Genomic DNA, 13,128 nt, shown 5'->3' with positions numbered 1-13,128 from the left:
GCGCGCAGGAGGCTACCTTGGCACAAAAACCGCTTGAAGGTGCCCAGCTTGCCTGGATGACGATCGCCCTCGCCATGGCGACCTTTATGCAGGTGCTGGATTCCACCATTGCCAACGTTGCAATACCGACCATCGCCGGTAACCTCGGGTCTTCCACCTCACAGGGAACCTGGGTGATCACCTCGTTTGGGGTGGCAAACGCCATCTCCATTCCGATCACCGGTTGGTTGGCAAAGCGTATCGGCGAAGTGCGCCTGTTCCTGTGGTCCACGGCGCTGTTTGCCATCGCCTCCTGGCTGTGTGGTATCTCCAACAGCCTGGGCATGCTGATCTTCTTCCGCGTGATCCAAGGGCTGGTGGCCGGGCCGTTGATCCCACTGTCGCAAAGTTTGCTGCTGAACAACTACCCTCCCGCCAAGCGATCGATGGCCCTGGCGCTGTGGTCAATGACCGTGATCGTCGCGCCGATCTTCGGGCCGATTCTGGGTGGGTATATCAGTGATAACTATCACTGGGGCTGGATCTTCTTTATCAACATTCCCATCGGGCTGTTTGTCATCCTGGTGGCGATGTCAACGCTGAAAGGCCGGGAAACCAAAACCGTGATCAAGCCGATCGATACCGTTGGGCTGATTCTGCTTGTCGTGGGTATCGGTTCACTGCAGATCATGCTCGATCAGGGTAAAGAACTGGACTGGTTTAGCTCGACGGAAATTATTGTCCTGACGGTGGTAGCCGTGGTTGCGCTGGTGTTCCTGGTGGTGTGGGAACTGACCGACGATCATCCGGTGGTGGATTTGTCGTTGTTCAAATCGCGCAACTTTACCATTGGCTGTCTGTGTATCAGCCTGGCGTACATGCTGTATTTCGGCGCGATCGTACTGTTGCCACAGTTGCTGCAGGAGGTGTATGGCTACACCGCCACCTGGGCAGGTTTGGCCTCCGCACCGGTGGGGCTGATCCCGGTGCTGCTGTCACCGATTATTGGCCGCTTCGGTAACCGGCTGGACATGCGCCGTCTGGTAACCTTCAGCTTTATTATGTATGCCGTGTGCTTCTACTGGCGCGCCTATACGTTTGAGCCGGGGATGGATTTTGGCGCTTCGGCATGGCCACAGTTTGTGCAGGGCTTTGCCATCGCCTGCTTCTTTATGCCGCTGACCACCATCACCCTGTCTGGGTTGCCGCCCGATCGCATTGCTGCTGCGTCGAGCCTGTCGAACTTCCTCCGTACGCTGGCGGGTTCTATTGGCACGTCGATCACTACCACCTTGTGGACCCAGCGTGAATCGATGCACCATGCGCATTTGACGGAGTTTGTGAATCCGTTCAACCCACAGTCGCAGGAGATGTATACCCAGCTTGAACAGCTCGGGATGAGTAAACAACAGGCTTCGGCGTATATCGCCAATGAGATCACTGCGCAGGGGCTGATTATCTCAGCCAACGAGATTTTCTGGCTGTCTGCCGGCGTGTTCCTGATCCTGCTGGCGCTGGTGTGGTTCGCTAAACCACCGTTCAGTTCCGGCGGTGGCGGTGGCGGCGCTCACTGACCGAGCGATAAACAAAAACAGGCGGTCACAATTGCTTGTCAGTTAAGGTTAACTTGTTCCCTCGCCCTTGGGAGAGGATGAGGGAATGAGTTACCACGAACAGGGATTTACGCAGAATCACAGCCACCGGATGGGGCAATGCCCAATATGGGCAGAGTAATGTGGCCAATACCCAAACAACGGTATGATGGGTATATATGGACACTGACACGATGCAAGCATGGGCGTTTATTTTCTCTGACAATGTAGCCACCCAATATATTTAGATTTAGCGGCGATGTTTCCTGATGAACTGCCGTACTCCCAGGCCTCATTAGTGACTAATAGTAGAATACTGAAGAGAACTTAATCCGGTTTGAGCGATCTGAGCAATAGCTTGTAAAAAAATAAGGTTTTACAGGATCCATTTTTCATCCTGTAACTACCTGCTGTTTTAGAAAAATGAAACCACAATCCAAAGTAGCCGAACTCAGTGTACCGCTAGCTAAGTAGCACTTAGATTTTTCGAGGTAAGTTTAATCACTTCTAAATAAATTTTTACGTTTTTGATACGTCATACCAGAAAGCTATCCCTCTCAAGGTCGGTTCAGCTTTTACACGTAGATAAGCATTCTGGGGAGGACAGAATTCAGTTTAAGAAGTACAATCCGGTGATTTTTCAATTACTGTATTCGCATCTATGGAGCTACTTTTATGGCACAATTTGCCGTTATAGGCCTTGGACGGTTTGGCTCCACGGCTTCACTTGAGTTAATCCGGCTTGGGCACCAAGTTCTGGGCGTAGACTCAGAGCCAAAATTTATCAATAGACTGGCAGATAAACTCAGTTATGCCGTCATTGCCGATGCCACAGATGAGCAAGCTCTTGCAGAGCTCGATTTATTGCGCTACGACGCGGTGTTGGTCGCCATTGGCGAAGATCTGGAAGCCAGTATTCTATGCGTTCTGCATCTGAAAAATTTAGGCGTACAACAACTCTGGGTCAAAGCCAGCTCCAAACCACATCATACGATTTTATCTCGCCTTGGGGTCAGCCGTATTATCCATCCTGAAGAAGAGATGGGGATAAAAGTTGCTCAAGCACTCAACTACCCGATGATCAACCAATATTTATCCTTGGGTCATAACCACTATTTGGTTGAAATACTTGTGAACAACCACCTTGAGGGTACCGTGCTATCCACTTTGCTGAAAGATACCAAGCAGGACGTGAAAACGGTGCTTGTAAAAAGGCATAGCAAGTTACTCTCCCCTGTGCCTGATGATTTTATTTTAGAAACTAATGACTGTTTAATATTAGCTGGCACTCTGTCGATGTTGGAATCACTGGCACCACGGTTGGTCTAACAATGAAAAATTGGTTACCACAGCGTCAACCCTACTTACGCTCCCATCCCTTGCGAACAAGGTCGTTGACACTCAGCCCACCAGCCGTTTTGGCTCTGGGTTTTCTTGGATTGGTCCTGGTAGGCTGCTTGCTGTTACTGTTACCTATTTCGACCCATAAACCCATAACGGTGTTACAAGCGCTTTTTACCTCCACATCGGCCGTTACCGTCACCGGTCTTGTGGTGCTGGATACAGGTTCTCAGTTCACACTGTTTGGTCAGTTTGTTATTGCTTTACTTATTCAGGCCGGTGGGCTGGGGTTTATGACCTTTGCGATAGTAGCCGCGATAAGCCTTGGGGTTAAAATTGGCCTTTCCCAGCAAAAAATAGCACAAGAAGCGTTGAACCAGACGTCACTGGCTCAGGTGGCTCAAACGGCAAAAGCGGTATTGTTCTACTCTGTAGCCATTGAACTGATAGGTATTTTCCTGCTTACCCTCGTATGGTGGCCTGAGTACGGTTTCACCAAAGCGTTATATCGTGGTTTCTTTTATACCATCTCTGCCTTTAATAATGCAGGCTTTGCCTTAAATAACGATAGCCTGATGCAGTATGCTGGCAACATACCTGTCAATCTGGTGATCACGTCGCTATTTATTATTGGCGGCATTGGTTTTTCTGTATTGATAGACCTAAAAAGACACCGTCATTGGTATCAACTGAGTACCAACACGCGTGTTATTCTACTGGCGACCTTAATAATAAATACTTTGGCCTTTTTCCTGATCTGGCTGTTGGAAGCCAATAATCCGGAGACATTAGGTAGTATGCCTGTGAAAGAACAAGTTCTTGCCGCCTGGTTTCAGGCTGTGACGCCAAGAACCGCAGGTTTTAATACCCTCGACTACAGCACAATGACTGATGCGAGTAATATATTGACATTACTATTGATGTTTATTGGTGGGGGCTCGTTGAGTACAGCTAGTGGTATTAAGTTAGGGACTTTTGTTATCCTGATCATGGCAACTTACACTTTTTTGCGCCGCCGTGATGAGGTCACCATCATGCAACGTACCGTGCCACATTCGCAGGTTTTAAAAGCATTGGCTCTGGTTTTTATTTCAATGGGGTTTGTCTTTATCAGTACATTTGTGCTTTCCATTACTGAGCAAGCATCATTGTTGGACGTGGCGTTTGAAGTGGTTTCAGCCCTGAGTACTGTTGGCTTGTCGCGTGGATTGACAGCAGAATTAAGTTCACCAGGACAATTTTTGATCATTATTTTGATGATTACTGGCCGCCTTGGCCCATTAACATTGGCTTATTTTCTCGCTACGCCGCAGAAAAAACGTATTCGCTACGCAGAAACTCGGATCCAGATTGGTTAGTCTGGATAAGTCATTTCCCTTGAATATCGCCGTATAACAATCTGACGGGTGCTCTGGTGAGCACCCGTTTTTATCCTGCGCAAAAAATCACGCCTGATTCTGACGCCACCAATCAGCCAGCAGAATGCCGGTCGCTACCGAGACGTTGAGGCTTTCGACCTTACCGGTACCACCGATAGACACGCTCATATCACCCTGCTGCCAGGCGCTGTCGCTCAGACCATCGCGCTCCTGCCCTAATACCAGCACCATCTTGGCAGGCAGTTTGGCCTGTGCCAGTGCGGTGCCTTTATGACTGGAGGTGGTGACAATGGTGTAGCCCGCCTTGCGGAAGGTATCCAATACCGAGAGAAAATCGTCGGCGTTGATCGCCTTGATATGCTCTGCGCCGCCTTCAGCGGTACGCACCGCCGCGCCCGATTCCAGCAAGGCCGGATCCTGCAGCATCACCGCGTTAACACCGAAATGCGCACAGGAGCGCACGATCGCCCCCAGGTTATGCGGGTTGCCCACTTCTTCCAGCGCCAGCACACAATCTTTTACCGGTGCGTTTTGCAGATAGGTCTGCGCATCCAGGCCCTGACGTTTTTTGATCAGGAAGCACACGCCGCCGTGGTGTTCAGTACCGGAAGCTTTCGCCAGCTCTTCTTCGTCCACCACGTGGTAAGCTTTGCGGTTAGCGGCCATCCAGCGCAGCGCTTCCCGAAAACGCGGCGTAACCGACTGCACGAACCAGGCACGCACGATGGCGTCTGGGCGGCTGGCGAACAGCGCTTTACAGGCATTCTCACCGTAAACGCGGGTTTCTTCAGCGCGCTGGCGGCGCAACTGCTCGGGATCGATAAAGCTTTTGCCGCTGATGCCACCGTGATCAAACGCCGGTTCGTCTTCCGGGCCACGGGACACGGTTTTCCACGGAGAATCATAACCACCACGATCTTCAGTACGCGCCGGGCGACGAGGACGATCGCTTTCACTGCGGCGGGAATCAGCACCACGGCGGTCATTGCTACGTGATTTATCCTGAGCGGAGCGGCCACCCGTGCGTGCATTGTCAGGGCGGCCTTTGCCGTCCGGACGCTTATTCTTGTTACGGTTATCGCCGCTGTCATCGTCACTGCGGACGTACATCACTTTGACCTTACCGTTCTTGCCACTAAATGAATCGTTCATTGTCTTCTCCACCAACGCGCAGGGCGCGAAGATTACCTGATGTTGATACGCTAAGCCACCAACTTGCGCAAAAGCCAGCAACTATCACACTCATCGAACAAATCACTTTGTTCAATGCGCCACTTTTACCGATAATAAGCAACATTAAAGATACCTATATCCAACGTACTTGGAGCACCCGAGGTCACCATGAATACAGTTTGTGCAGCGTGTAATGCCATCAACCGCGTCCCTGCAGAGCGCCTGGCCGATGGAGCCAAGTGTGGCCGCTGTGGCCATCAACTGTTCAGCGGCGAAGTGATTAACGCCACTGCCGCGACGCTTGACCACCTGTTACAGGATGATCTGCCAGTAGTGGTTGATTTCTGGGCCCCCTGGTGTGGCCCGTGCCGCAGTTTTGCGCCCATTTTTGAAACCGTGGCCAAAGAACGAGCCGGTAAGGTGCGCTTTGTGAAGATCAACACCGAGGCCGAACCCGAACTGGGCGCTCGTTTCCACATCCGCAGCATTCCCACCATCATGATGTTCCGTGAAGGCAAAATGGTCGACATGCTCAACGGTGCCATGCCAAAAGCGCCCTTTGATAACTGGCTCAACGACTTAGTTTAACGCAAAAAGCCTGGCAGCGCCGCCTCCCGTTTAGCGCACCTGTTAAAGCCCGAGCTGCTCTCCCGCCGGGCTTTTTTCTGCGCTACAATAGCGGTTTTTCTCAGGATCGTTATGACCGACAACGCCGTACTTCGCCTGCGCCAATTTCGTTTAGCCAATGCTACCCGCCCATTTCGCGCCCGTGGTTGTCGTGCGGTGCGTTGTCAACATTGCCTGTTACCACAGCAGAACTGCCTGTGTGCCACCATTAAACCCCAGTTGGCTGGCAGCCGCTTCTGCCTGATTATGTTCGGCACCGAGCCGCTCAAGCCCAGCAACACTGGCCGCCTGATCGCCGATATCCTGCCAGATACCCAGGCATTCCTCTGGTCACGTACCGACGTCGATCCCGGGTTACTTGAGGCAATTAGCGATCCCGAACGCCAGCCCTACGTGGTATTCCCGGCCTCTTATGCCAATGCCGATCGCCCGGTATTCAGTGAATTGCCCCGCGGTGGAAAGCCCCCTTTATTTATCATGCTTGATGGAACCTGGGCAGAAGCACGCAAGATGTTCCGCAAAAGCCCTTATCTGGATCAGTTCCCGGTCTTCTCGCTGAACGTGCTGGCGGCCTCCGGTTATCAACTGCGTGAAGCCAGCCGCACCGAACAGCACTGCACCGCCGAAGTGGCGGCGGCGCTGCTGCAACAGGCAGGAGACGAACAGGCCGCTGCCGAGCTTGCTCAACATTTCAATTACTTCCGCGCGCAATATCTGGCGGGGAAAGCTTGCCGCTCAGAGGCACCGGTCACAGCAAACCTGCCACAAAGCGCCTAAAATCAGGCAATAAGTCGTCTATACGCAAAAAGCCAGGGGATATCGGGAGCCGCATATGAGCCAGCGAGGGTTAGAAGCACTGTTACGTCCCAAATCGATTGCCGTTATCGGCGCTTCACAACAGCCCAATCGCGCGGGTTATCTGATGATGCGCAACCTGTTGGCCGGTGGCTTTACCGGCCCGATTTTACCGGTGACGCCCCGTTACAAAGCCGTATGTGGCGTCATGGCCTATCCCGATGTCACCAGCCTGCCGCTCACACCCGATCTGGCCGTGCTGTGCGTTAACGCTCAGCGTAATCTGTCCTTGATCGAGGCGCTGGGTAAGCGCGGGTGCAAAGCCGCGATCGTGCTCTCGGCCCCGCATCAGCAATTTGCCGAACTCAAAGCCACCGCGCAGCGTTATTCGATGCGGCTGCTCGGGCCAAACAGCCTGGGCCTGCTGGCACCCTGGCAAGGCATCAATGCCAGTTTCTCTCCGGTTCCGATTCAGAAAGGTAAACTGGCGTTTATCTCCCAGTCCGCCGCCGTGGCCAATACCGTTTTAGACTGGGCGCAACAGCGAGAGGTTGGCTTCTCTTATTTCATCGCGCTGGGTGACAGCCTGGATATCGACGTCGACGATCTGCTCGACTTTCTGGCGCGCGACAGCAAGACCAGCGCCATTTTGTTGTACCTGGAAAATATCAGCGATGCGCGGCGCTTCCTTTCGGCTTCGCGCAGTGCCTCGCGCAATAAGCCAATCCTGGTGATCAAGAGCGGCCGCAGCCAACAGGCGCAGCAGCTGCTCAACAGCCAGCAAGGGCTGGATGCGGCCTATGATGCCGCGATCCAGCGCGCCGGTTTGCTGCGCGTACAGGATACCCATGAACTGTTTTCCGCCGTGGAAACCCTAAGCCATATGCATCCACTGCGCGGCGAACGGCTGCTGGTTCTCAGTAATGGTGCCGCCCCCGCCGCCATGGCGCTGGACGAGTTGCTTAGCCGTAATGGCAAGCTGGCGGTGTTAACGGAAGAGACGCAGGAAAAACTCAAAGCAGCCCTGCCGGAATTTATCCAGGCCAGCAACCCGATCGACCTGCGTGATGATGCTACGCCGCAGCGTTATCTGGCAGCGCTGCAGCCATTACTTGATAGCCATGATTACGATGCGCTGCTGTTGATCCACGCCCCTAGTGCGGCGTCACCAGGCACTGAAACCGCCGAACGGCTGATCGAGGCCATACGCCAACACCCGCGCGGTAAACGCATTACGCTGCTGACCAACTGGTGTGGGGAGTATTCCTCGCAGGAAGCCCGCCGCCAGTTTACCGAAGCCGGGATCCCTACTTACCGTACCCCAGAAGGCGCCGTCACAGCTTTTATGCATATGGTGGAATACCGCCGCAACCAGAAACAGTTAAAAGAAACGCCGGCGCTGCCCGTGGGGCTCACCGCCAATACCGCTGATGCCCACCAGTTGATCGATCGGGCACTGGCAGAAGGCGCTACCCAGCTCGATACCCACGAGGTTCAGCCTATCCTGCAAGCTTACGGCCTCAGCACATTGCCAACCTGGATTGCCGGTGACAGCGCTGAAGCCGTGCACATTGCCGAGCAGATTGGTTATCCGGTAGCGCTGAAGCTGCGCTCGCCCGATATTCCACACAAATCCGAAGTGCAGGGCGTGATGCTTTATCTGCGCACCGCCATCGAAGTGCAGCGCGCGGCAGAAGCGATCCTCGATCGGGTAAAACGCACTTACCCGCAGGCGCGTATTCACGGGCTATTGGTGCAAAGCATGGCCAACCGGGCCGGAGCGCAGGAGCTACATATTGCCGTAGAACAAGACGCCATCTTTGGGCCGCTGATTATGCTCGGGGAAGGCGGGGTCGAATGGCGGCAGGAAAATCAGGTGGCCGTCGCACTGCCGCCGTTAAATATGGCACTGGCGCGCTATCTGGTATTGCAGGCGGTGAAGGGCGGCAAAATCCGCAGCCGCAGTGCGCTGCGCCCACTCGACATCCCCGGCTTAAGCCGCCTGCTGGTTCAGGTTTCCAACCTGATCCTGGATTGCCCGCAGATCTCGCGCCTGGATATTCACCCGGTGCTGGCTTCCGGCCATGAATTCACCCTGCTGGATGTGTCAATGCAGCTCGCGCCTTTCAGCGGCGACCCACAGGCGCGGCTGGCTATCCGCCCGTATCCTCATGAATTGGAAGAAACCATCACACTGAAAGATGGCTCACAATGCCTGTTCCGCCCGATCCTGCCGGAAGATGAACCTGCGCTGAAGCATTTTATCGATCATGTCACCAAAGAAGATCTCTACTACCGCTACTTCAGTGAGATCAACGAGTTTACCCACGACGATTTGGCTAATATGACGCAAATCGACTACGATCGTGAGATGGCTTTCGTTGCCGTGCGTAACGGTGAAGAGATTATCGGCGTTACCCGCGCGCTCTCCGATCCGGATAATACCGATGCTGAATTCGCCGTGCTGGTGCGTTCCGATCTGAAAGGATTGGGCCTTGGCAGGCAGTTGATGCTGAAGTTGATCGGCTATGCCCGCATGCGCGGTCTGACTCGCCTGATCGGGATTACAATGCCCAACAACCGTGGTATGGTCACGCTTGCGCAAAAGCTTGGCTTTGCGGTCGATATTCAAATTGACGAAGGCATTGTCAATTTAGCCCTGCCGCTACAGGCCGCTGTGACGCAGTGATCTCTGTCGCAATGCGCTACGAATCCACCACTTACCGCCAAAAAATACGCGCGGTTGGGCAAGTAGTGGTATTATCCCCGGTTATTCGAATGACGGTTTTAATACGAATGGCGTTCCGGCCATCCAAACATGAGAGAAGAAGCGCACTGTGATGTTGTCAAAATTCAAACGTAGTAAACATCAACAACACCTTGCACAACTGCCCAAACTCCCCCAGACGGTTGCTGATGTCCGTACCCTTTATGCGCCGTCTGATTTCCGCACGACGCTGCTGGAAGCGATCGCTAATGCCACAACGCGTATTTATCTGGTTGCGCTCTATCTGGAGCATGACGATGCAGGTCGCGATATCCTTGAGGCACTTTATCAGGCCAAGCAGCAGCGCCCGGAGCTGGAAATTTGCGTTCTGGTAGACTGGCATCGCGCTCAGCGTGGGCGTATCGGCGCAGAAGCCACCAATACCAATGCGGATTGGTATTGTGCGATGGCAGCGCAGCACCCACAGCTTTCAGTTCCGGTTTACGGCGTTCCGGTCAATACCCGTGAAGCCTTGGGCGTGTTGCATCTGAAAGGTTTCGTGATCGACGATACCGTCATTTACAGCGGTGCCAGCATTAATGATGTCTATCTGCATCAGCACGAGAAGTACCGTTACGATCGCTATCAGTTAATCACTAACGCCGTACTGGCTGATACCCTGATCGATTACATCAAGCAACACCTGCTGATCGCCGGTGCCGTTCAGCGCCTTGACCGTGACGATCGCCCCAAAAGCCCGGAAATCAAGAACGAAACCCGCATGTTTCGCTTTGCCCTGCGTCGCGCCAGTTATCAGTTTCGCGATAATGCAGGCAACGATGAACTGGCGGTAACTCCGCTGGTCGGGCTGGGTAAACAGAGCATACTGAATAAAACGATCCACCATCTGATGGCCAGTGCCGATCAGAAACTGACGCTGTGTACGCCTTACTTCAACCTGCCAGCCCTGTTAGTGCGCAATATCATCTATCTGTTACGCCAAGGGAAACAGGTTGAAATCATCGTGGGCGACAAAACCGCTAACGACTTCTACATTCCTGAAGATCAGCCGTTTAAGATTATCGGTGCATTGCCCTATTTGTATGAAATCAACCTGCGCCGCTTTCTGAGCCGCCTGCAGCGCTATGTCGATACTGGCCAGCTGATTGTGCGCCTGTGGAAAGACGGGGATAACAGTTATCACCTGAAGGGGATGTGGGTCGATGACCAATGGCAGTTGATCACGGGTAACAATCTTAACCCGCGCGCCTGGCGGCTGGATCTGGAGAATGCCATCCTGATCCACGATCCTAAGCAGGAAATGCGCGAGCAGCGTCACAAAGAGCTGGAAATGATCCGCACACATACCACAGTAGTCGATAACTATGCCGACCTTCAGAGTATCCAACAGTATCCGGTTAAAGTCCGCAAACTGATCCGCCGCTTGCGCCGTATCCGCATTGATAGATTGATTAGCCGTATACTCTAGCCTCGTTATAATGATTTTCAACGCAGCCCGGTATAGATGCCGGGCTTTTTTGTCCCCACTACAACAGGATGCTTTCACTATGCGCCTACTCCGTCTGCTTATCCTGCTCCCTGGGTTGCTGTTCATTAGCGGCTGTACGCACATGGCTAATGACCGCTGGACCGGGAGAGACAAAGCTCAGCATTTTGTTGCCTCTGCCGCCCTTGCTGCTGCCGGAGCGGCCTATGGCGATCGTCAAAACTGGAATGAAGCCCGCAGCCGCAGCTTTGGTTTGGCATTCTCTATCGGCATTGGCGCTGCCAAAGAACTGTATGATAGCCGCGCAGGCGGTACCGGCTGGAGCTGGAAAGATTTCGCCTGGGATGTGGCTGGCGCAGCCACTGGCTACAGCCTGTACCACATCGCCCGCTAACTTACAGCTCGATCTCTTTATCCTTACGGTGCAGTTTTAACGACACAAACAGTGCCAGCAAACACATCGCGGAGACATACCAAAAGAACGCATGCTCCACCCCAAAGGACTTCAGCGACAGCGCAACATATTCAGCCGAACCGCCAAACATGGCATTAGCTACCGCATAAGACAGGCCTACCCCTAATGCTCGTACTTCTGCAGGAAACATCTCTGCTTTCAACAGCCCGCTAATTGAGGTGTAGAAACTGACGATAAACAACGCCAGCACGATCAGGCCGAATGCCGCATAGGGGCTGGTAACACTTTTCAGGGTGAACAGAATTGGCACCGTCAGCAAAGTCGCCAACGAGGTAAAAATCAGCATTGAGCTGCGGCGGCCAATCTTATCTGATAATGCCCCGATCAGCGGTTGCAGCAGCATGTAAATGAACAGCGCGGCGGTCATGATGACGCTGGCGAGTTTGGCGTCCAGGCCGGTAGTATTGACCAGGTATTTCTGCATGTAGGTGGTGAAGGTATAAAAGCTCAGCGAACCACCGGCGGTAAAGCCCAGCACCATCAGGAATGCTTTACGGTTTTTCCACAGCCCTTTCAGCGAACCGGCATCTTTATGACTACGGGTTTTCTCGTTGGACGTTTCATTCAGCGAACGGCGCAGAAACAAAGCAACGACCGCCAACGCGGCCCCCAGAGCGAACGGAATGCGCCAACCCCAGGCTTTTAACTCTTCAGTGGAAAGGATCTGCTGCAATCCCACCAGAACCAACAACGCCAACAGTTGACCGCCAATCAGCGTTACATATTGGAAGGAAGCATAAAAACCTCGCTTCCCCTTCACCGCTACCTCACTCATATAAGTGGCGCTGGTTCCATATTCACCGCCAACTGACAGCCCCTGAAACAGTCTGGCAATCAACAACAAGGCCGGAGCCCAGCTACCGATCGCCTCATAGGTCGGCAAACAGGCGATCGCCAGCGAGCCGGCACACATCATGCAGACCGATATCAACATCGAGTTCTTTCGGCCGTGTCGATCGGCAATATAGCCAAACAGCCAACCTCCGATGGGCCGCATAAAGAAACCGGCGGCGAAAACGCCCGCAGTCTGCAACAGCTGTGTCGTGCTGTTGCCTGCAGGGAAGAATGAGGCAGCAAAATAGATTGAGCAAAAAGAGTAAACGTAAAAATCAAACCACTCCACCAGGTTCCCTGATGAAGCTCCAACAATAGCGAAAATCCGCTTCTTTTTATCTTGTGCCGCCAGATCGGCGTTTTCCTTATTATCAATAACCAAGGTGGTTTCTACCATTATGTTTCTCCGCGCTAACTCAGCAATCTAAGCCGATGTATTGTCAGTTAATTGTTTATTAATTGTTGGTTTTTAGTTAACAATAAATCCTGATAACAGGCTAAACATAACTGACAAAACAGGGAGTTAAACGTGAATTTTGTGACGGAGGCTAAATAGTAGGGTGTAAATAGATGAAACTACGTTAAATTTTCTTCATGATAAAACAAAAAACCCCATGCTTTCGCATGAGGCTTTTTGTTTTGTTTGATGCCTGGCAGTGTCCTACTCTCGCATGGGGAGACCCCACACTACCATCGGCGCTACGGCGTTTCACTTCTGA

Annotated in this window: 10 protein-coding genes; 8 read left to right on the top strand and 2 right to left on the bottom strand. The window is 52.9% G+C overall.

Going from position 1 to position 13,128, the window contains the following annotated elements; translation table 11 throughout:
- Positions 1-17: 17 nt before the first annotated feature.
- The 3 genes from emrB (at position 18) to BMI79_RS21095 (ending at position 4,270) form a co-directional block, all read left to right on the top strand.
- Entirely contained in the window at positions 18-1,553 is a 1,536-nt protein-coding gene (emrB, locus tag BMI79_RS21105; RefSeq protein ID WP_076944123.1) for a multidrug efflux MFS transporter permease subunit EmrB, read from the top strand.
- 693 nt (positions 1,554-2,246) lie between these two features.
- Positions 2,247-2,900 (top strand): potassium channel family protein, encoded by a 654-nt coding sequence (locus BMI79_RS21100; RefSeq protein WP_076944122.1) that lies wholly within the window; start codon positions 2,247-2,249, stop codon positions 2,898-2,900.
- Positions 2,901-3,028: 128 nt separating this feature from the next.
- A complete protein-coding gene (locus BMI79_RS21095) occupies positions 3,029-4,270 on the top strand; it encodes a TrkH family potassium uptake protein (protein ID WP_197091825.1) in 1,242 nt (413 codons plus the stop codon).
- Between the two features lie 87 nt (positions 4,271-4,357).
- Here BMI79_RS21095 and BMI79_RS21090 read toward each other — a convergent pair whose 3' ends face one another.
- Complete coding sequence (locus BMI79_RS21090) at positions 4,358-5,443, bottom strand: tRNA/rRNA methyltransferase (protein WP_076944120.1); 1,086 nt, start codon at positions 5,441-5,443, stop codon at positions 4,358-4,360.
- A gap of 189 nt (positions 5,444-5,632) precedes the next feature.
- Between BMI79_RS21090 and trxC the strand changes: the two genes are divergently transcribed.
- The 5 genes from trxC to BMI79_RS21065 all read left to right on the top strand — a co-directional run bounded on the left by trxC (position 5,633) and on the right by BMI79_RS21065 (position 11,494).
- On the top strand, positions 5,633-6,052 hold the full coding sequence (gene trxC, locus BMI79_RS21085; RefSeq protein ID WP_076944119.1) for a thioredoxin TrxC: 420 nt from the start codon (positions 5,633-5,635) through the stop codon (positions 6,050-6,052).
- A gap of 111 nt (positions 6,053-6,163) precedes the next feature.
- The gene (locus BMI79_RS21080; protein ID WP_076944118.1) at positions 6,164-6,868 is read left to right on the top strand and encodes a tRNA-uridine aminocarboxypropyltransferase; all 705 of its coding nucleotides are present in this window, start codon (positions 6,164-6,166) and stop codon (positions 6,866-6,868) included.
- 55 nt (positions 6,869-6,923) lie between these two features.
- Positions 6,924-9,575: a bifunctional acetate--CoA ligase family protein/GNAT family N-acetyltransferase gene (locus BMI79_RS21075; protein ID WP_076944117.1), complete on the top strand. Its 2,652-nt coding sequence runs from the start codon at positions 6,924-6,926 to the stop codon at positions 9,573-9,575.
- Positions 9,576-9,729: 154 nt separating this feature from the next.
- Complete coding sequence (gene pssA, locus BMI79_RS21070) at positions 9,730-11,082, top strand: CDP-diacylglycerol--serine O-phosphatidyltransferase (RefSeq protein WP_425272366.1); 1,353 nt, start codon at positions 9,730-9,732, stop codon at positions 11,080-11,082.
- Between the two features lie 79 nt (positions 11,083-11,161).
- Entirely contained in the window at positions 11,162-11,494 is a 333-nt protein-coding gene (locus tag BMI79_RS21065; protein WP_076944115.1) for a YfiM family lipoprotein, read from the top strand.
- 1 nt (position 11,495) lies between these two features.
- On the opposite strand, the gene BMI79_RS21060 is transcribed toward BMI79_RS21065, so the two are convergent.
- Entirely contained in the window at positions 11,496-12,806 is a 1,311-nt protein-coding gene (locus tag BMI79_RS21060) for an MFS family transporter (RefSeq protein ID WP_076944114.1), read from the bottom strand.
- Between the last annotated feature and the right edge of the window lie 322 nt (positions 12,807-13,128).

It is taken from the genome of Serratia oryzae, from assembly GCF_001976145.1.
Lineage (GTDB): Bacteria > Pseudomonadota > Gammaproteobacteria > Enterobacterales > Enterobacteriaceae > Chania > Chania oryzae.
Note: the sequence above shows the minus strand (reverse complement) of the source record. Positions and strands in the feature narration are given on the sequence as shown.